General features: G+C 35.9%; 17 protein-coding genes and 1 pseudogene. 16 read left to right on the top strand and 2 right to left on the bottom strand.

The window, feature by feature from the left end:
- Positions 1 to 64: 64 nt before the first annotated feature.
- Positions 65 to 880, top strand: coding sequence for an undecaprenyl-diphosphate phosphatase (locus ACQKOG_RS19255; RefSeq protein WP_370079867.1), 816 nt, complete (start codon positions 65 to 67; stop codon positions 878 to 880).
- A gap of 73 nt (positions 881 to 953) precedes the next feature.
- Here ACQKOG_RS19255 and ACQKOG_RS19250 read toward each other — a convergent pair whose 3' ends face one another.
- On the bottom strand, positions 954 to 1,493 hold the full coding sequence (locus tag ACQKOG_RS19250) for a GNAT family N-acetyltransferase (protein WP_370079869.1): 540 nt from the start codon (positions 1,491 to 1,493) through the stop codon (positions 954 to 956).
- Positions 1,494 to 1,631: 138 nt separating this feature from the next.
- A pseudogene (locus ACQKOG_RS19245) lies at positions 1,632 to 1,749 on the bottom strand (IS1595 family transposase); the annotation flags it as partial.
- A gap of 565 nt (positions 1,750 to 2,314) precedes the next feature.
- Here ACQKOG_RS19245 and xseA point away from each other — a divergent pair.
- From xseA to ACQKOG_RS19170, 15 genes are all read left to right on the top strand, one after another.
- Positions 2,315 to 3,667 (top strand): exodeoxyribonuclease VII large subunit, encoded by a 1,353-nt coding sequence (gene xseA, locus ACQKOG_RS19240; RefSeq protein ID WP_370079871.1) that lies wholly within the window; start codon positions 2,315 to 2,317, stop codon positions 3,665 to 3,667.
- Positions 3,668 to 3,669: 2 nt separating this feature from the next.
- Entirely contained in the window at positions 3,670 to 3,903 is a 234-nt protein-coding gene (xseB, locus tag ACQKOG_RS19235; RefSeq protein ID WP_427447972.1) for an exodeoxyribonuclease VII small subunit, read from the top strand.
- Between the two features lie 3 nt (positions 3,904 to 3,906).
- Positions 3,907 to 4,788: a polyprenyl synthetase family protein gene (locus ACQKOG_RS19230; protein WP_370079875.1), complete on the top strand. Its 882-nt coding sequence runs from the start codon at positions 3,907 to 3,909 to the stop codon at positions 4,786 to 4,788.
- A 164-nt stretch (positions 4,789 to 4,952) separates the two neighbouring features.
- The gene (gene dxs / locus ACQKOG_RS19225; protein ID WP_427447969.1) at positions 4,953 to 6,854 is read left to right on the top strand and encodes a 1-deoxy-D-xylulose-5-phosphate synthase; all 1,902 of its coding nucleotides are present in this window, start codon (positions 4,953 to 4,955) and stop codon (positions 6,852 to 6,854) included.
- A complete protein-coding gene (locus tag ACQKOG_RS19220) occupies positions 6,854 to 7,672 on the top strand; it encodes a TlyA family RNA methyltransferase (protein WP_370079879.1) in 819 nt (272 codons plus the stop codon). Before dxs ends, ACQKOG_RS19220 begins: the two co-directional genes overlap by 1 nt.
- 100 nt (positions 7,673 to 7,772) lie before the next feature.
- Complete coding sequence (ahrC, locus tag ACQKOG_RS19215) at positions 7,773 to 8,222, top strand: transcriptional regulator AhrC/ArgR (protein WP_079561797.1); 450 nt, start codon at positions 7,773 to 7,775, stop codon at positions 8,220 to 8,222.
- 35 nt (positions 8,223 to 8,257) lie between these two features.
- Complete coding sequence (gene recN, locus ACQKOG_RS19210; RefSeq protein WP_370079881.1) at positions 8,258 to 9,949, top strand: DNA repair protein RecN; 1,692 nt, start codon at positions 8,258 to 8,260, stop codon at positions 9,947 to 9,949.
- Between the two features lie 121 nt (positions 9,950 to 10,070).
- Positions 10,071 to 11,018 carry a SpoIVB peptidase S55 domain-containing protein gene (locus ACQKOG_RS19205; protein ID WP_427447966.1) on the top strand — a complete coding sequence of 316 codons (948 nt, stop codon included), beginning with the start codon at positions 10,071 to 10,073 and terminating at the stop codon, positions 11,016 to 11,018.
- 339 nt (positions 11,019 to 11,357) lie between these two features.
- Positions 11,358 to 12,149 carry a sporulation transcription factor Spo0A gene (gene spo0A, locus ACQKOG_RS19200; RefSeq protein ID WP_370079885.1) on the top strand — a complete coding sequence of 264 codons (792 nt, stop codon included), beginning with the start codon at positions 11,358 to 11,360 and terminating at the stop codon, positions 12,147 to 12,149.
- 728 nt (positions 12,150 to 12,877) lie between these two features.
- On the top strand, positions 12,878 to 13,642 hold the full coding sequence (locus ACQKOG_RS19195; RefSeq protein ID WP_415732132.1) for a response regulator transcription factor: 765 nt from the start codon (positions 12,878 to 12,880) through the stop codon (positions 13,640 to 13,642).
- 3 nt (positions 13,643 to 13,645) lie between these two features.
- On the top strand, positions 13,646 to 14,479 hold the full coding sequence (locus tag ACQKOG_RS19190) for a hypothetical protein (RefSeq protein ID WP_427447963.1): 834 nt from the start codon (positions 13,646 to 13,648) through the stop codon (positions 14,477 to 14,479).
- Between the two features lie 36 nt (positions 14,480 to 14,515).
- Positions 14,516 to 15,064, top strand: coding sequence for a sensor histidine kinase (locus ACQKOG_RS19185; protein WP_427447961.1), 549 nt, complete (start codon positions 14,516 to 14,518; stop codon positions 15,062 to 15,064).
- Between the two features lie 210 nt (positions 15,065 to 15,274).
- Entirely contained in the window at positions 15,275 to 16,027 is a 753-nt protein-coding gene (locus ACQKOG_RS19180) for an ABC transporter ATP-binding protein (protein WP_370079891.1), read from the top strand.
- On the top strand, positions 16,024 to 18,543 hold the full coding sequence (locus tag ACQKOG_RS19175; protein WP_427447959.1) for an FtsX-like permease family protein: 2,520 nt from the start codon (positions 16,024 to 16,026) through the stop codon (positions 18,541 to 18,543). The genes ACQKOG_RS19180 and ACQKOG_RS19175 overlap by 4 nt, the downstream gene beginning before the upstream one ends.
- A gap of 249 nt (positions 18,544 to 18,792) precedes the next feature.
- The gene (locus tag ACQKOG_RS19170; RefSeq protein ID WP_402874116.1) at positions 18,793 to 19,644 is read left to right on the top strand and encodes a phosphotransferase enzyme family protein; all 852 of its coding nucleotides are present in this window, start codon (positions 18,793 to 18,795) and stop codon (positions 19,642 to 19,644) included.
- Positions 19,645 to 19,739: the final 95 nt, after the last annotated feature.

The following is a 19,739-nucleotide window of genomic DNA, read 5'->3' as shown; positions in this document are numbered from 1 at the left end:
ACTTTTCATTGCCTTCAACGTCTAATGTAATGTTTGGGTCATACATTTTAATAGGGAGGTTTTTATGGAAAACATAGATTTAATACTTATAATCAAACATATCATTATCGGTCTTGTACAAGGATTTACTGAGCCAATTCCTGTATCATCGAGCGGACATGTTATGATTGCTAGCGAAATTCTTGGTCTTGGTGAGCAAGGTTTTACTTTTGCTATTTTAACGAACACAGCTTCTTTACTAGCTATTGTCTATATTTATCGAGAGGATATTGTCCGACTCATTACAAACTTTTTCCTGTATCTCAAAACAGGAAAGAATCGTTATAAAGCTGATTTCCGTTTTGCCGTTTTCATTGTGATTGGTTCTATTCCAGCAGGCGTTTTAGGTGTTTTATTAAGGGATGTTATTGCGGATAATGTTAGTATGACTACGATAGCACTTATGCTATTTGTGACAGGTATTGCCCTATGGCTAATCCGTAATATGCGTGGTACGAAAAAGGATGCGGATTTGACTGCAAAAGACGCCATTATCGTAGGTCTTGGTCAAGCTGTAGCTTTAACACCTGGCATTAGCCGTTCAGGAGCGACCATTATTTCAGCCGTTGCAGTTGGTATGAAGCAGGAAACTGCTTTGCGATTTTCCTTCATGCTTTATATTCCTGTAAGTCTTGGTGGGGTTGTCCTTGGAATTTCAGATTTTTTAAATGAGCCAAATAAAGGTGTATTAGCAATTCCATACGCTTCGACATTTATTGTGACATTATTTATGACTTATTTTGCAATGCGTTGGTTTATGGGAATCATGAAAAGTGGCAAGCTTAGCTACTTTACATATTATTGCTTTCTTGTAGGTATTCTCTTATTAATATTTTATTAATTTAGCTATGTTAAAGAATATTGTTAGAAGGGAACTACATCTTTGGAGTTCCCTTTCTCTATTTATGCTCTTGCTAACTGACGAACTCGTGTTTCAGAATACTCATTCTTAAACGGTCAATAAATTCACCATTTCTTAGTCGGTCCTGTCTTAGTATACCTTCTTCAACATACCCAATTCTCTTATAAGACTTAATTGCTTTTGCATTGTCAACTTCTACTCTAAGCCAAATCTTGTTAAGGTCTAATTCATTAAAGCCCCACAAAAGCATTTCTTTCATTGCAGATAATCCATAGCCCTTACCCCAATAGGTTTTATCTCCTATTGCCACCCCTAGTTCTGCATGTTTGTTGAGTGTGTCGATGTTCTTCAAATCTATCCAACCTATATGCTTTCCTTCTTCTGTAATGATCGCTTTTTGTTCATATCCATTTGTTTTGGTAATGCACATTTTAATCCAACCTTCAGTTTCTTCCCTACTAAAAGGTGGATATTTCGCTGGCATATTTAAATGTTTTATCACTTCTTTATCAAGACACCATTGATAACGGTCTTCAACATCATTAAGAGTTAATTCTCTTAAATTGACTTTTGGTAATTCAGTTGTATTCATCCTCTTTCCCCCTGATTATTTTTCTAAATGGAAAATTTTGATAGCTTGAGTTTATCATAGGTAACAATCGTTGAGAACAAGCAATTTTCAATAATGATCTTGCTACCTGTTGTATCATCATTACGGTTATTTTGTGAAAAATTGAAAGCAACTTAAATAATGGTCAAGGTATTTCGTCGCCACGCCATTAAATCGACTTATCCAGCTTTCAAACGACTATGAAAACTTTTTACATTCGAATATGATAAACCCCTTGACTCGTTTCTTCCATCTGAGTTCGTTCTTATCAAATATCAACAAAGTTCTTAAACATAGGTATTAATTTAAAAAGCCTCATAACTATATTTAGTTGTGAGGTTTTCTTGATGTTGAAAAACGAAATGGTAGGAGTTCTAAATTAGAGTAACGACCTAAAGACACATATAAGAGAAATGGTTGATTGGAGTGGAGGCTGGACGCCCCCAGGAAAGCGCTCAGTCGGAACGGAAATCAACCCCTCGCTTTGCATTGAAAGCCATACTTTATTTAATATATCCCTTAGTTAAAAATAACATGAAAATCTCATAGCTTTGTGATTCTTTATTTTATTTCAGTGAATTATCGAAATTTTTAAATGCGATTCGTTTGCATAAGCAATATCATTTTAAAGAAGCTTTATTCAGGTAACAATACTATAGAAATGTTATAGTAAGGTTTTCAATACTATGAAAGACAGTCGTTTTTTCTAACGAAACTGCATTTTGGCACGTCAAGCGCAATAAAAAATGTTATGATAGGTGTAGTTTTGTGAAAAACTTGATTTTAGTAAAGGAGCCGGGAAAATGTCATCTGCTTCTTATTTAACTGTAAAAGCATTAACAAAATATATTAAACGGAAATTTGATGCTGATCCGCATTTACGTGAAGTCTATGTAAAGGGAGAGCTATCCAATGTCAAGATTCATCAATCAGGACATATTTACTTTACATTAAAGGATGATGGAGCACGAATTGCGGCTACCATGTTTAAAACTGCAGCCACAAAATTAGCGTTTGAACCAAAGGAAGGTATGCAAGTATTTATCCGTGGAGATGTAAACGTTTATGAAGGCTACGGTACATATCAATTATATGTACAGGAAATGCAACCAGATGGAATAGGTAGCCTGTTTGTTGCCTTTAACCAGCTGAAAGAGCAGTTACAACAAGAAGGACTTTTTAAAGCTGAGTGGAAACAACCAATTCCGAGGTTTCCAGAAAAAATTGGTGTTTTAACGTCAACAACAGGTGCTGCCATTCGAGATATCTGTACAACATTAAAAAGACGCTATCCACTTGCTGAAGTTTTTATTTATCCAACCCTTGTACAGGGAGCACAAGCAGCGCCAAATATTGTTCAAAATATTGAGCGAGCAAATATCGATGCGAGTTGCGATGTACTGATTGTTGGGCGTGGCGGTGGATCGATTGAGGATTTATGGGCATTTAATGAGGAAGCTGTTGCACGAGCGATTTTTGGAAGTCGTATCCCGATTATTAGTGCAGTAGGTCATGAAACCGATACGACTATCGCGGATTATGTAGCTGATTTGCGCGCTCCGACACCAACGGCAGCGGCTGAAATGGCTGTACCTGATCAACAAGATTTATATCAACGGGTGCTTACACAAAAATCACAACTGCATCAAATCGTGAGAGCGCAACTTATGGCAGAACGTCAGCGTCTAAATAAGCTCCAACAATCTTATCCGTTGTCAATGCCAGAACGCCTATATCGACCATTTACGGAAAGGCTAGCACAACTTGAATCGGGATTACAAAAAGCAATGCAGGTCGATTTAATGAAGAAAAAAGCAAAGTTTCAACAATTACATAGTGCGGTAGAGCAGCACTCGCCAAAAAAGGCATTAGCTTTCCATCAACGAGAGCTAGAAACTCACGTCCAACAATTAACTCGTGCTGCAACTCATTATGTAACGAAACAAAAACAACAATTTGAGGCAACTGTCAGAACTTTAGAAGCATTGAATCCACTTGCCATTTTAACAAGGGGCTTCACGGTAGCTTATAAAGATAATCAAATGTTAAAATCATCAGTTGATGTAAAGCCACAGGATCAATTAACACTTTCCTTCCATGATGGAAAGGTTATTGCTGATGTGGTAAAGATCTTGCCGAAAAATGAGGGGGAATAATTGTGGCAGAGAAACAACAAACTTTCGCAGATGCAATGACGGCACTTGAGGAAATTGTCCGTCAGTTAGAGCAAGGTGATGTGCCTCTAGAAAACGCGATTGATTTATATAAACAAGGTATGGAGCTATCACAATTTTGCCATGGCAAGCTGCAACATGCTGAGGAGCAGTTAATTTCTATTGTCCAAGAGACAGGTGAGACTACGGTATTTGATCCACTAAAGGGAGAGAACTAAGAAATGAACGAGCAATTAAAACATTTTATTGAAAGCAACATACCACAAGTTGAAGCTGAAATGTTTGCACTAGTCGAGAAAATTGATGCACCAGCCAATTTAAAGGAATCAATGCTTTATTCATTAAAAGCTGGAGGTAAACGTATTCGCCCTCTTTTCGTATTGGCTGTTCTTGAACTATACAATACAAATTTAAAGAATGGATTAACTGTAGGATCAGTCATTGAAATCATCCATACGTATTCGTTAATCCATGATGATTTACCAAGTATGGATAATGATGATTTCCGTAGAGGTAAGCCAACAAATCATAAAGTTTATGGTGAGGCATTAGCGACACTTGCAGGCGATGCATTGAATACACTTGCGTTTGGCATATTGGCACGCATGGATGTATCAGCTGAAAAACGCATTGAACTAGTCAATCTGTTAAGTAAAGCAGCTGGTGCAGAAGGTATGGTTGGGGGTCAAGTACTCGATATGGAAGGTGAGAAGCGTCAGCTCAACATAGCTGAGCTTGAGCATGTCCATATTAATAAAACGGGCGCTCTATTACGATTTAGTATTGAAGCGGGAGCAGTATTAGCTGATGTAACGCAAGAAGAACGCGAAACTTTAAAGGAATATGCGCATCATATCGGTCTTGCCTTCCAAATTCAAGATGATATTTTAGATATTGAGGGTACTACAGAAGAACTAGGTAAAACTGCAGGTAAAGATGTAGCAAGTGATAAAAGCACATACCCGGCTCTATTATCTTTAGATGGGGCAAAAGAAAAGCTTGCTGAGCATTATCAGCATGCCATTAACGCACTAGATAAATTGGAAGTAGACGCCAACTTATTACGTGAGTTTGCAGCCTATATTGTACATCGTAAAAACTAGGGGAAAAACGAGGCGTTAAAGGCATATAATATGCTAAAATAGGTGAGGGCGTTTGCCAATGTGCAAACAATAAAGTGTTCGTACTTTTAGCATATTAATAACACTGTTATAATAGTGGAAACACGATTACGGTGAATAATTTATTGAAAAGGTGTGTGAGAAAGGTGGATTTAAATAAGATAACTAGTCCAGCCTTTTTAAAAAGCTTAGATAAGAAGGGTCTTGAGCGACTTGCAGAAGAAATTCGTACCTTCTTAATCGAAAAATGTTCTGTCACGGGTGGTCATATTGGACCGAACCTAGGTGTTGTGGAGCTAACGATTATGCTCCATAAAATGTTTGACAGTCCAAAAGATAAGTTTTTATGGGATGTTGGCCACCAAGCTTACGTGCATAAAATTTTGACAGGTCGTGCAAATCAATTTGATACATTACGTCAGTTCAATGGGCTTTGTGGTTTTCCGAAGCGTGTGGAGAGTGAACATGATGAGTGGGAGACAGGTCATAGCTCGACATCTTTGTCAGGAGCTATGGGTATGGCAGCAGCACGAGATATCAAAAAAGATAAGAATTTCGTGATACCAATTATTGGAGATGGAGCTTTAACTGGTGGTATGGCTCTTGAGGCATTAAACCATATCGGCCATGCTAAAACAAATATGATTGTCATTTTAAACGATAATGAAATGTCAATCGCTCCAAACGTCGGAGCGTTACACAATGTACTAGGACGTCTTCGTACAGCCAAAGAATATTCAAAAGCCAAAGAAGAATTGGAATCGCTCATTAATAAAATTCCAGTGCTAGGTGGTAAGCTTGCTACAACGGCTGAGCGCGTAAAGGATAGCTTAAAATATTTAGTAGTATCAGGTGTGTTCTTTGAGGAGCTTGGCTTTAAATATCTTGGTCCGATTGATGGACATGATTTTGATGCTCTTGAGACAACTTTATCACAAGCTAAAAAAGTAAAAGGCCCAGTGCTCGTTCATGTCATTACGAAAAAAGGCAAAGGTTATAAACCTGCTGAAGATGATACAATTGGTAATTGGCATGGGACAGGACCTTATAAAATTGAAAACGGTGCTTTTGTAAAGTCTGAGACGAAAGGTCCAGCTTGGAGTAGCTTGATTGCTGAGACAGTCCGCAAAATTTCTCATGAGGATAAACGCGTTGTCACTATTACTCCTGCAATGCCAGTGGGTTCAAAATTACAAGGGATCCAAAAAGATTTCCCAGAACGTTTCTTTGATGTAGGGATTGCTGAACAACATGCAGCAACGATGGCGGCAGGTTTAGCGACACAAAACATGAAGCCGTTTTTAGCCATTTACTCAACATTCCTTCAACGTGCCTATGACCAAGTGCTACATGATATTGCACGTCCAAATCTAAATGTCTTTCTAGGGATTGACCGTGCAGGCTTAGTTGGCGCAGACGGTGAAACACATCAAGGCGTATTTGATATTGCATTCCTTCGTCATATACCAAATATGACAATTATGATGCCAAAAGATGAAAATGAAGGTCAGCATATGGTGAAAACAGCCATAGACTATGATGGCGGTCCAATTGCATTACGTTATCCTCGAGGTAATGGTATAGGTGTTCCGTTGGATGATGAGCTTATGAAGTTACCAATTGGTAGCTGGGAAGTATTACGTGAAGGTAAGGATGCAACGATTTTAACCTTTGGTACGACCATTCCAATGGCAATGGAAGCAGCCAATATTTTAGCGCAGCAAGGTGTAGAGATAGAGGTAGTCAATGCCCGTTTCATTAAACCGATGGATGAGGATATGCTTCACCGTATATTAACAAGCCGTAAGCCAATATTGACGATTGAAGAGGCAGTCCTAAAAGGTGGTTTTGGTAGTGGTGTATTAGAATTTGCCCATGACCATGGCTATTTAAGTGCAATAATCGATCGTATGGGAATCCCTGATCATTTTATTGAGCATGGTAATGTAGATCAGCTTCTCGCTGAAATTCATATGACGGCTGAGGATACAGTGGCACGTCTGCATGTGTTACTTCAACAAAAACAGCAAGTAGGTTTGAATAAATAATGACAAAACAACCAAAAGAACGTGTAGACATTTTACTTGTAGAGCGTGGACTATGCGAAACGCGAGAAAAAGCAAAGCGCTCTATTATGGCAGGGCTTGTTTTTTCTAATGAAACTCGCATCGATAAGGCGGGGGAAAAAATTGCTATAGATGCACCACTACAAGTAAAAGGCTCTGATTTAAAATATGTTAGTCGTGGCGGCTTGAAACTTGAAAAAGCGCTACAAATTTTTGATATGTCTGTAGAGGGAAAGCTAATGCTTGATATTGGCTCCTCTACAGGAGGTTTTACAGATTGCGCATTACAGAATGGTGCAAGACATTGCTATGCATTAGATGTTGGTTCTAACCAACTAGCATGGAAGATCCGTTCTGATGAACGTGTAACTGTAATGGAAAAAACAAATTTCCGTTATACGACAGCGGCAGATTTAACAGAGGGCTTACCAGAATTTGCAACAATTGACGTTAGCTTTATTTCATTATCGCTTATTTTACCTGTCTTAAAAACAGTGTTAATGCCAGGTGGCGATGTAATGGCACTAGTGAAGCCTCAGTTTGAAGCTGGGAAAGAGAATGTCGGTAAAAAAGGCATTGTTCGTGATAAAAAAGTACATTTAGAAGTTTTAGAAAAAACTGCTGCAATGGCGACAGAGGTTGGCTTTGTCGTTAAGGATGCTTCGTTTTCGCCAATTACAGGAGGCGAAGGAAATATTGAATTTTTATTCCATTTAGTGAATCCTGTAGGTAATGAAGAAATTCCTGCATATACAGCTTTTAATGCACTCGTTGAAGAAGCGCATAGTGCACTAAAATAACACGTGCTCTCTTATAGAGCCGTGTTTTTTCTTGTGCTTTTATGTTTAAAATGGTAGTGTAAATATACAAATATTCAACTATTTATAAGAGGTGACCGACATGAATAAAGGACAGAGGCATATACGAATTCGGGATATTATTGCCAATCATGAAATTGAAACACAAGATGATTTAGTCGATTTTTTAAAGGATGCAGGCTATAATGTGACACAAGCAACAGTATCACGTGATATTAAAGAGCTTCATCTTGTGAAAGTACCTTTACAGGATGGACGCTATAAATATAGCTTGCCCGCAGACCAACGTTTCAATCCTATACAAAAATTACATCGTGCATTAGCTGATGCTTTTGTCAGCATTGATGGTGCATCACACTTTTTAGTAATGAAGGCTCTTCCTGGTAATGCCAATGCTATTGCATCACTACTTGACCATTTAGATTGGCCTGAAATTTTAGGTACTATTTCTGGAGACGATACTATTTTAATTATTTGTCGTAACGAAGATGAGCGTGAAAATACAAAAAATCGCTTATTAGAAATGCTATAAAATAGCGGGGTAATTTGATACAGAGGTGACAATTTGTGTTAAGAGAGCTTAGTATTCGAAACTTTGCCATCATTGAGGATTTAACAGTTAGTTTTTTAGATGGTTTAACAGTTTTAACAGGTGAAACGGGTGCAGGAAAATCAATTATTATCGATGCCGTGCATTTACTTGCTGGCGGCCGAGGGAATTCCGAATTTATTCGTCATGGAGCTAAAAAGGCTGAATTAGGTGGTTTATTTCAAATTTCAAGTTCTGGGCATCCTGTTTATAAGAAACTTGAAGAGGCGGGCATAGAAATAGAAGAAGATACCATTATTCTACGCCGTGATTTAAATGATTCTGGAAAAAGTGTTTGTCGAGTAAACGGTAAACTTGTGCCATTATCTGTACTACGTGATATTGGGGCTAGTCTTATCGATATTCATGGTCAGCATGAAAATCAAGAGCTTATGGATGAGAAACAGCATATCTATTTACTTGATCATTTTGCAGAGGAACAACTAACACCTATTCAAGATTTGTACAGTTCTCAATACGATGAATATCGTTCACTTAAAAAAGAATTAGCTTCGATTTCGATTGACGAACAGTTAATGGCGCAACGTATTGATTTGTACCAATTCCAAATGAAAGAGCTAGAGGATGCCAATTTAAAACTTGGCGAGGAAGATGAATTACTGGATGAACGTCGCCGTTTAATGAATTTCAATAAGATTTTCGAACGCTCGAGTGCCGCGTATGAAGCTATTCAAGGTGATTCAAAAGGCCTTGACTGGATTGGCAATGCAATGGGTGCATTAGAAGATGCTGCGACAGTTGACGAGCAATTTAAAGAAGCATCAGAATCTGTCACGACTGCATTTTATGCATTACAGGATGCTGCTTACCAGGTCAAAAATGTATTGGATGAATTAGAATTTGATCCGGCTCGATTAAATGAAGTTGAGCAACGTTTAGCCTTAATACAAAATTTGAAGCGCAAATATGGTTCAACAGTTGAAGAAATTTTAGCGTATTACGATAAAATTAAAACAGAGTTAAATGAGCTTTTAAATCGAGACGAAATTTTACAAGTAAAAGAACGAAAAGTATTGGAAATGGAAGCAGTATTAACTGAACTTGCTGCAGAACTTTCTACTGTTCGAAAGGACGCTGCACATAATCTAAGTGAAGCTATTATGGCCGAACTACGTGAATTACATATGGAAAAAGCAAAATTCATTGTTAATTTTGATGAATTGCCTTACTTTGATGCAAATGGTAAAGACCAAGTAATTTTTTATATTTCTACGAATGTCGGTGAGCCGCCAAAATCTTTACCGAAAATTGCTTCTGGTGGAGAATTATCGCGTATGATGCTTGCGTTAAAGACGATTTTCTCCTCCTCTAATGGCATAACATCTATTATTTTTGATGAGGTAGATACAGGTGTAAGTGGTCGTGTAGCACAAGCAATTGCAGAAAAAATTGCTGCAATATCCGTTAATTCTCAAGTTTTATGTATTTCGCATTTACCGCAAGTGGCTGCGATGGCTGATCATCATTATTTTATTAAAAAAGAAGTCGAGCATGATCGAACATTTACGTCATTACTGGAAATAGATACGAATGCTCGTATTGAAGAAATCAGTCGCATGATGTCTGGAGCGGAAATTACAGATTTAACTTTGCAGCACGCAACAGAGCTCTTAAACATGGCTAATGCACGAAAAAAACAAATGAGATAGCAAAAGAATCCAGAAACAGCTCGTTGTTTCTGGGTTTTTTCTTTTTGCGCAAATATTTACCGCTTATAAGAACGCCACAAAAACACATAGTAAAAAGACAAAAATAAAAAGGAGGTGTCGTATGTATCGTCGTTGGCGTCAATTTGTCATTTTGCCTATGCTCATCGTTTTATTATTCATGCCCGTAAAGGCTTTTGCCGCAAAAAAGCTTATTCCGATGGGCGAAGCAATTGGTATTCAACTTCAGCTATCACATGTATTTGTAGCACATGATGTACTGTTAGCTTCCAATCAGTGGATGAAAGGAGGCGCTGTAATTGAAAAAATAAATGATATTACAGTAAAAACGCTTGTAGATGCCAAAAAAGCTGTTGCTCGGCAAGGACAACAGAAATGGACGATAAAAAGTGAAGGAAAAGAAATGACACTTGATTTACAGGAACAAGAAGCAGAACATGTTATTTCCTTTCTAAAAGATGAAACAGATGGAGTAGGAACATTGACATACATTGATCCAGAGACAAAAAATTACGGTGCATTAGGCCACCAAATCGTTGATTCAACGTTACAAGAAGCCCCTATTTTCCATGCTGGCTCCATTTTTTTAGCTTCGATTCAACAAATTCGTAAAAGCATACCCGGTCAACCTGGCTATAAAATATCCTCCATTGAAAAACATCATAATCGATTAGGGAGTATAGATAAAAATACAGTTTATGGAATTTTTGGCCGTTGGGAAGACGGTTATCAACAAAGTTTGCCTAAAGCAATTGAAATTATGCATGAAAAGGATATAAAAACAGGGAAGGCTGAAATCTATACTGCGATTGAGGGCAGTAAGGTGGAAACTTTTTCAATTGAAATTACCAAGGTTGAAAATGAACGCCTTGAATTCATAGTAAATGACAAAAAGCTCATTGAAAAAACCGGTGGTATTTTGCAGGGGATGAGTGGCAGTCCTATCATTCAAGACGGTCGTTTTGTAGGTGCGGTTACACATATGTTTGTGGAGGAGCCAAAAAAGGGAGCAGCGCTTACAGTAGCAGAAATGTTAAAAAAATCATCTTAAAAGAAGGAGCTGCCAAAAAGGTAGCTCCATTCTTCATGAAAATATCTTGTTCATCAAGTATTTCGTTTATTTATGAAGCGATTTGCGATACTAAAAAAAAACTGTAGTTTTATCTCCGTTTTTTCTCTAAAATAAATGATATAAGCATTCGAAGCTTTGCAGGTATTTATCATAACTTGTCGATATAAAAAGAAAGTATCGGACTACATACTCATTTTTGGAAATTGAAAAGGTTTTTAAAACGAAAATGTCGAAAATTCCAAAGTGTGCAAAAATTGCATTAGGGGATAGGTGACGCTTTGGGGTATTTCAAAGCACAGTTCAAAAGGAGGAATTTAAATGACAAAGGTTAAAGTAGCGATTGCAGATGATAATCGTGAGTTATTAAAAACGATGGAGCAGTATTTTCAAGGGCATCCTGAAATTGAAATAATTGCAACTGCTTCAAACGGGAAAGTTTGTTTACAAATGCTAGAAGAATTCGCACCAGATATTTTGCTTCTAGATATAATCATGCCGCATCTTGATGGGTTAGCTGTTTTAGAGTCGATGTATCAAAATGAACGAATGTCATCAATTCAAGTTATAATGTTAACTGCTTTTGGCCAAGAAGATGTGATGAAACAAGCTGTAGACTTAGGTGCATCCTATTTCATGCTAAAGCCATTTGAATTTGATCAATTGGTTCAAAAGATCTTACATTGTGCTGGGCAGAAGGCTACACTCCCTAAAAAGACAAGTGTTTTACAACCAGCTGCACCTCAAAAATTAAATCAACATCAATTAGATAGCACGATTACAGCCATTATTAAAGAAATCGGCGTTCCAGCTCATATTAAAGGTTACTCTTATCTGCGAGAAGCTATCCAGATGGTGTTCGAAGATATCGAGTTATTGGGCTCTGTGACGAAAATTTTATATCCAGAAATTGCTAAAAAATTCAATACAACGCCATCACGAGTTGAACGTGCGATTCGTCATGCCATTGAAGTCGCGTGGAACCGTGGCAATTATGAATCAATTTCGTCGATGTTTGGTTATACGGTGCATCATTTAAAATCGAAACCGACAAATAGCGAATTCATCGCCATGATCGCAGACAAGATTCGCATCGATATGATGGCGAGTTAAGGATAGAGCCACAAAAGATTACAGGACTTATTTAGAGAGAATTCATTGAATTTATACCGACTAATTACTGAGATCATAATAATTGAATTAAACTATGAAACACATTCATTTATGGGAATTCCCATTCATGGAGGTGTTTTTTTTTATGACTAATTTCGATAATGAAATAGTCCGTTTTATGTTGGATTGTGTGGCAAAGGGACTAGACGAATGCAAAGGTCTAGTTTCTTATTTGTCTTTTTTAGTCAGCATGAGCTAGCTATTGGTGGATACCTAGTAATACCAATTGCAACTAAACTTGACAGGTTATGACGTTTCTACCACATACAAACGTCTAGGATATCGCTAGAAGCCTCCTTGTTGGCTTTGGTAACTGAATGGTGCTGCCGAACATAAAGGGCAGGAATGGAAGGTCTGAGTGGCTATGGCTACGCAGGATATACAATACATTTTCGTTGTTGCCGTGTTCTACATAATTTGTGAACATGTTACGAGAGCGTGTAGCAGACGATAAGACGTTTCGGGGGCAGAAGTATCATTTAAAAAATCAAGACTTTTAACATTTTATAAATAAACTTTTCTTGAAATAGAACAATCTAGTACTATAAAAGTAATAGATCGTTTTGGAACAGCTTGTACTTTCTATGACATAATTTCTTTCAAATAAATAGAAGTGGTTTGTTTGAATTGTAAAGCATGCTCTTTAATGAATTATATAGTAGAATAGTATGAAGATAGTTAAAAATGGTAAAATAAGCTATAGAAATTTAATTAAAGAGGTGGTTAAATTGCCTTTTAGAAATATTTTAATTGTTGATGACCATATAGAAATTATTCAATTAATGACTGATTTTCTAGAAATGGAAAATTACGAAGTTTATGGTGCTAAAAATGCTGAAGAGGCAGAAACACTGTTACGTCAAATGACAATAGATTGTATTATTTTAGACATTATGCTGCCTGGAACTGATGGCTTTACCCTTTGCAAGAGAATTCGAAAAGATTCAGAGGTTCCTATTTTATTTTTAAGTGCCAATCATCAAACCGATGCAGATAAAATTAGAGGTCTCATGCTTGGAGCTGATGATTATATTGTCAAAACGGCAAGTCCAAGTGAAATCGTGGCAAGGGTCAAGGCAGTTGAAAGAAGAATAGCTATACATTCTCGGAAAGCTATAGATGTGCAGAGGGTTTTATCTATCGATCAACTTGAATTAAACCTAGACACGAGGTCAGTGAGGGTAGGACAACAAGCAGTAGAGCTAACGACAATTGAGTTTGATTTATTATACTATTTTATGGAAAATGAGGGGATTGTGCTAACGTATGAGCAAATTATAGATAGAATATGGAATGACGATGTAACTGGGTTTCACAGTGTGCGAGTCCATGTTGCAAAATTAAGAGAAAAGCTAGCTCCTTTCGATACAGTTCCCGAGATAAAAACAATTAGATCCGTTGGTTACCAGTTGCATAAAGGAATGAGAGGATAAAAAATGCCAAAGATTAGTTTTAAGGCGTTTATTGCGTTGAGCCTTATCGCTATTGTTTTCACGCCAATCCTTTTAGCGAAAACTGCTTCACAACTAACGAATGTTTTTTCATCCAAAGAGAGTCAAAGATTCGATTTGGACTCATGGGTGCAGAATAATATAGTGAATACTGATAAGACACAGTTTGATAAGGAAGAATGGAAAAGTCAATTAAGAAAGAAAGCCGAAGAAGATAATCTTGATCTGCTCATTATTTTTGCCGATGATGAGTTGCTCTACACTGAAAGAATGAAGGAACCTGAAAATACTCTACTCCCTGAAGGTGATCAAGCCCTTTCAGAAAATCTCGATGAAAAATCTAATTTATATCTAGTTCAATCTTATTTATATACAGCTCATTATAATGTTTATTCAGCTGATAATTCGTTCATTGCAACGGTATATATTAGCCCTCCTCCGATACCTGCAGAAGAACAACTTAAAAGTACGAACTACGATTTTGTCTTTTACATTGGTGCATTTTCTTTAGTCTCGATACTCTATATATTATTTCTGCAAGTAAATTTAATGAAGCCATTGCGTGCTATTAATAAATCTTCACAGCTTATATCTAATGGAACATATAGCATAGATTTACCAAGTTCCAACATTAAAGAAATGAACTATACCACTCATGCCTTTATTGAAATGGCTAAAAATCTCAAATTGTCGAAAGAGAATAACGAAAGATTAGAAGATGAAAGAAAACTCTTTGTGTCTTCCATTGTTCATGATTTAAGGACGCCTATTTTTTCATTGCGAGGTTATTTGGAAGGATTAATAAAGGGACTTTTTTAAAACGAACAAAAGAAAACGCAATATTTAGAAATGAGCATGAAACAAGCAAATCATCTGAATGAATTGGTCACGTCTTTGGCTAATTATTCAAATATTGAAGGACAAATTAAACTCGAAGAAATAACAGTATTTCAAGTTAATGATCTACTACACGATTTAAAGCAGATGTTGTTTTTTAAACTTTCAGAGAAAAAACTTACGCTAGAAGTAATTAATCGAACGAGTCTCCCCATTACTGGTGATTATCTATTGCTAAAAAGAGCATTTGAAAATGTGCTTATCAATTGTATTCGCCATAGTCCACCAACAGAGAAAATAGAAATATTCATTAGAGAAAAGGATAGTTTTATAGAAACGATTATTTTAGATAATGGAAAGGGCTTTGCAGAAAAGGATCTTGAGCACATATTTAAACCTTTATATAAAGGAGATGAAGAAAAGTTTAGCGATGGACAAAGAATGGGATTAGGTTTAACTATTGCACAAGTTATTATTCAGAAGCATAGTGGAACAATCCAAGCCGCAAATGATGTGGAAAAAGGGGCAAAGATTGTTATAAAGATTCCTAAAAATATCATTGAATAAAATAATCAGAAAACATAAAAATGAAGGAAATCGCTTCCTTCGTTTTTTTTTGATTGTTATTTTTTCAAAACAGTGAAAGTGAGTATAAAGTATACCTAGTTGTTGTATAGAAGGATGATGTTTCTTGATAAAATCTTGATACTAATTATATAGAAAATTGATTTACCTTGGCTATAATTCTTACAAGAATAAGAAGGGGGAGATTAAAAAATGTCAGTTCTTAGCGTGAGAGGACTCTCTAAGATATATGGTCAAGGTCAAAGTCAAGTAAAGGCATTAAATCATATTGAATTAGAAATTGAAAAAGGCGAATTTGTCGCAATAATGGGGACAAGTGGTTCTGGAAAATCAACCCTTTTAAATATGATATCTGGGCTAGATACATATGATCAGGGAGAAGTTCTGATAAGTGGTGAAAATATAAAGGGGTATTCTGATCACGAATTGACTCGTTTACGCAGAGAAAAGATAGGGTTTATTTTTCAATTATTTAATTTAATTCCTGTATTGTCCGTTATAGAGAATGTTACCCTCCCAGCAATGCTAACTGTAAAGAATAAGAAAGAATTAGAAGAAAAAGCGATTGACTTGTTGCATTTGGTTGGTTTAGGTTCTTTTATACAATCTAAACCTAATCTATTATCTGGCGGTCAACAACAAAGAGTAGCGATAGTGAGAGCACTTATAAATGACCCGGAATTAATTCTAGCAGATGAACCTACTGGTAGCCTTGATTCAAAAACCTCTAAAGCTATGATGAGTATTCTACGTAACTTCTGTGAGGAACTGGGACATACGTTAATTGTAGTAACACATGATGCAAATGTAGCTGCTTATGCTGATAGAGTTATTTTCATGCATGACGGTAAAATCTGCGATACGCTAAATTTAAAAAACTCAAGCTTGAAGGATCATGAAGTAGTCAGGATTATTGCATCTAAGATTGAGGAACTAAGCTTATGAGATTATTTATTAAAGCAGCTATTAATTCAATATTCAACCATAAGGCCAGAAACGCATTCTTAGTTTTAGGTATTTCTCTAGGTGTTGCTCTAATTGTAATTGTGCAAATATTATTAGCTAGTTTACAAGAATCAAATGAACAGACAATCAAAGATTTGCATGGCGATTTTGACATAGTAGTTGGTTATCAAGATAGTCATAAGTCACTTACTAAATTAGAGATTGATACGATAGAGACGATAGAAGGAGTGGAGAAAATAAGTCCCTTCCTATACCCATACTTAAACAAAGAAGTAGAGTATGATATGTGGGGCGAACCAACTTACATTGGTTTTAACAATGATGAGTTGGCTTATGAATATCCGTTTGTATCAATAAAATCTGGTAATTTCCCTAAAGCACAAGAAGCTTTAATTTCTCCCACATACGCTAAATTGAATAATTTGCAAATTGGCTCGATGATAGAAATGAATTTTCCACCACAAGGGAAAAGAGATGTTACGGTATCGGGAATTACTGAAGAGCATGAAGCCTTATCGAATATGGTCATTCTCGACTTTCATTGGCTTCAAGAAGTTACTTTAAACGATGGAATAACAACCGCATTGATTATTAAGTTAGATGATATTGAAAAGAAATCGGATGTTGTTCAAGAATTGAGAGAGCTTAACCAGGGTTTTTTTATTGATAATCGATTAGAGATTGATAATGAACGTAATAATATTTGCGGGCTTGGACCATTTGTAAAGGGGCTTAATATTGCCATTTACCTTATAAGTGCATTGATACTTATTAGCACAATGAGAATGTCCATTCAGGAAAAACAAAAGGAACTTGCAACGCTACGCCTATTAGGTTTTGGGAAAAAACACATTATGTTTTTAGTTTTAATTGAAACGATGATGGTAGGATTAGTTTCTGTAGCAGTGGGAATCCTTGTTGGTATTCTAGTCCCTTTTCTTACACTTGATGTGTTTTTAAGACTAATGAATATTCCAAATGCCGGTATTGTATTACCATACCACGATATATTATTTAGTTTGGGGATTTTTACAGTAATCATTTTTTTATCTTCACTCATTCCTGGCTATATAGCAAGTCTTTCTCCACCAATTGTTGTTTATAGAGGTGTGAAAAACATCCAAGGTATTACTAAAAGGTATTTCATGATTAGTTTGTTGTATGCAGTATTCATAACTATATTATTTGCCCTTAATCAATGGCAGTGGCAATCGAGGTTTATATATGTTATTAACGCAGTTTTGTTTATAGCATTAATATTTATGACGATCCCTCTAATGTTTGTGTTATTTGAGAAAGGAATAAGTCTGTTAGATCGAAAATTAAGGGTTAGAGCAGAAGGCTTATTAGCTACAAAAAATTTACTAAGACAATTAGGCAGAAATGTGCAAATCTCTACTATTTTCACTTTAGGGGTTATCATCTCTATTATAGGAATGGTGGTATTAACAAGTGTTAAAGTGAACACAACTGAAACAATCAAGGATACTTACCCAAATGACTTGAAATTAGTGTCTGTGGGATCAGAAATAGAAGAGGGGTTTCCATTTTCATTCTATGACCTTGTCAGTGAAAGCCCTAATATAGAGGCGCATTTTTACACAAATGTAAAGCTGTTTGATACGATGAATCTCCCTTCAAAACAAGGTGAAGTGATACTTGCTCTTAGTGGGACTGATTTACAATACAGCTTAGATAAAAATGAGGTTCAGATAAAGGACGGTATTCATCTAGAGGAAGATTTGAGTCCTAACGGCGTTATGATAACAGAGTCTACTTCAAAGAAATTAGGATATCATTTAGGCGATGTAATAGAAGCTGATATGTCTGAAAATGTGGATGAAGTGGATAAGAAAGAATTTATCGTCGAAGGTATTATAACCAATTCAGAGCACATGAGTGACGACTACAAAGTATTCACTACTAAAAAAAATATGGAAGATATGTTTCAGATTCATACTCTTCATAGTGTAGAGATGAATATTACATCAGATATAGACCAACAAGAAACAATGGAAGAAGTTCAATCACTGATCCAACAACCGCAGTATGCTAATACAATTTTATATAATAGAGCAGAAGAATTGAATGACTTAGAAGAACAATTGTTACAACGCTTTTTCATATTATTTCTAGCTGTAGGATTAATCATTTTGTTTACTATCATCGGGTTAATGAATAGTACAGCCAGTAGTATTAAGGAAAGAATCCAAGAATTAAGTATGCTACGTGTACTTGGTTATACAAAGAAACGGTTATTTTCGTTGCTATTGCTTGAAGGAGCTCTTTTAACGGGAACAGTTGGAATATTTGCAGTAGGGTTATCGATGATTTCCACATACTGTTTGCTTCAAAGTTTAAATGCTACTACATTTCCATCAATGCCTTTACTTCTGGGAGGTATAATTGTTCTTTCTCCATTAATAGGTATGGCGGCAGTTTTATTTCCTGCTCTGTGGGCAACGAGGCAAGACGTAATGAAGGGATTACGCTAGATAGGTTGTCTCATTAACAAGTAAGCAAATCTTGCTCACGTATTCTTAGAGAAAATAAATTGATCGATCGTAAAGAAGAGAAAACCTCTTTATATACGTTACAGAGAACTGTATCATAAGTAAGTAGTTAGTACGGTTTATAAAAAACGTATAGATAATGTGCATTTAAATGACCACGAACTACTGTTAAATCAGCTTTCGTGGCTTTTTGTATTCTAAACTTTTGTTTGCGAAGAGGAGTGATAAGTTATGGATTATTTTTTAGAAATAGTAAAGGAATTCGGTATACCTACAATTACAAATAAAACTCTATTGACTAATGGAAAAACAGCTTCAACCTATTTATTGCATACAAATACTTCAAAAAAATATATTTTGAAATCCGTTGATACGAAAGTGCAGGCTTACTTTGAATATAAACTTATACAACATATTAGAACAAAAAATATTAACATTGTGAGTGAGATTTTAACTTCAAAGTCGGATGAGCCATTTACTCAAATAGATAAGAATTTATTTCAAATACAGGTTTACGTACCTTCAGTAAATGAAAAAGCTCCTTTGCAAAAGATTTTAAATACTTATCAGATGTTACAAGAATATTTAAAGGATTTTCATTATGAACCAGCGCGTCATAATCGTTTCGCATTAGATAGGTTATGGAGAGATACAAAAGAACTTTTGCATGAAAACTTCCCAGAAATTTATGATGAACTTTGCCCATCAATTGAAAAGTTAAAGGCGTTGGATCATAGCCAGAGGAATTGGATTCATGGAGATTTAGGTGCATGGAATATTTTATTAACTGCTGAACGAAATGTTTGCTTCATCGATTTTAGTGAGGCACGGCAAGGACCTAAATATTTTGATTTAGTAGCAATTTTTGCGTCATATTTACCTCCGAGTTTAGAGACAATTGATACATACACTCAAGTATTTTTAGCAGAATATGAAGTTTCGGTTAATTTGAATGAGTTCTACCAAACGTTAGAACTTTGGTATGTTAAAGGAATTTTAAGTTTATTGAAAGTCGATATTCAATCCACTAAAGAGCACATCCTTTATTTTTATAAAATTATTAAATATATTAGAACCTTATAGTAGTTTTTTGCCTGAGTTAAGAAAAAACCGCTTTTAATCATGTGGCGGGAACTATAGCAAACAGTTGTGATAATATAGAATAAAATTATCCAAAA

It is taken from the genome of Lysinibacillus sp. NPDC093216 (genome assembly GCF_050280325.1).
Taxonomy (GTDB): domain Bacteria; phylum Bacillota; class Bacilli; order Bacillales_A; family Planococcaceae; genus Lysinibacillus.
This window is presented reverse-complemented; position numbering and strand designations above follow the sequence as displayed.